This window comes from Massilia sp. DJPM01 (assembly GCF_030348125.1).
GTDB classification, from domain to species: domain Bacteria; phylum Pseudomonadota; class Gammaproteobacteria; order Burkholderiales; family Burkholderiaceae_D; genus Telluria_A; species Telluria_A frigida.
In genome coordinates, this window is sequence record NZ_JAQOZV010000169.1 from 1 (window position 1) to 1,428 (window position 1,428).

Annotated in this window: 1 protein-coding gene; it reads left to right on the forward strand. The window is 65.5% G+C overall.

Going from position 1 to position 1,428, the window contains the following annotated elements; translation table 11 throughout:
* On the forward strand, positions 1-1,428 hold a 1,428-nt coding region (locus PO883_RS34410; protein WP_289313795.1), incomplete at both ends, for a hemagglutinin repeat-containing protein.

Consider the following 1,428-nt stretch of genomic DNA (forward strand, 5'->3'; position numbering starts at 1 on the left):
AGCCTGAACGACAGCTACAGCAAGAGCGGCAACCTGGTCAAGAGCAAGACCACGACGACGTCCAGTACATCGAGCACCCGGCAGGCCGAGGGCAGCAGCATTGCCGGCAACAGCATCGCCATCGCCGCCGGCAACGGCAAGGACCTGGTGGGCAATGTCAATGTGACCGGCTCGTCGGTGCTTGCCGACACGAACTTGAGCGTCACTGCCGGCGCCGATATCAATGTGCTGGCAGCAACCAGCACCGGCACCTACAGCCAGGCGACCACGGTCAAGCAATCGGGCTTGTCCGGCGCCAAGAACGGCGTGGGTGTCAGTGCCGGATCGTCAACCGTGAATGCGCGCGAAGACGGCAGCTTCGCCACCCAGGGCGAGACGGGCAGCGTGCTCGGCAGCACTGGCGGCAACGTGGTCCTGAACGCGGGCAAGAACGCCACCATTGCCGGCAGCGACCTGATCGCCGGACGCCTGGAAACCGACAAGACCTTGCTGAACGGGAACATCGATATCTCGGCGCAGAACATCACTGTCATTCCGGGGCAGGACCAACGCCACGAAACGCGCTCGCTCGACACCACGTCGAAGAGCTTTACCGTGGCCGTGGTCGGCACGCCGGTCGATACCCTGCGCAACCTGAAGAAGATCAAGGAGGACAAGAGCAAGTTCGGCAGGGTCAACGGCACGCTCTCCGAACTGGCCGACAGCAGCCTGACCGCGCCGCAAGTGGCGGTCACGTTCGGCAAGAGCCAGACCAGCAGCAGCACGGTGCACGATGGGCAGACGCAGTCCGGCAGCAGCCTGACGGCGGCCGGCGACATCCGTCTGGCGGCGCGCGGCAACGGCGTGACGGGCGCGGACGGCAAGCCGGTCGATGGCGACATCACCGTGCGCGGTTCACGCATCGATGGCGGCGGCCTGGTAAAACTGAGCGCCGAACGCAACATCACCGTGGAAGCATCGACGGACCGCAGTAGCGACAGCAGCGCGGCGACGGCCAGCGCATCGACCTTCAGCACGGCGGGCACGAGCCTGGGCGACATCACGCGTTCCATCAACGGCGGGCCGAACAGCGGCGGCGTGACCCTGTCGCCGTACAACCAGAAGCGCGGCGACGACAGCGGCAGCGAAACGAGCACCCGGCAGACGGCCAGCCTGATCAACGGCAACAAGGTTGAACTGGTCAGCAACAAGGGCGACATCCTGGTGCAGGGCAGCGGCATCAAGGCCACGGGCGACATTGCGCTGAGCGCGAGCGCGGGCAAGATCGACATCGTCAGCGGCCAGGACGGTACCGTGCTCAAGGAAACCCACAACATCATGCAGTTGGGCGACCTGGGCGGCAATGGCACGGCCAACACGGTGGGCATCAAGCGCGGCAGCGACACGCTCGATACGCGCAAGGACCAGCAGAACACGATCCGCAGCGGC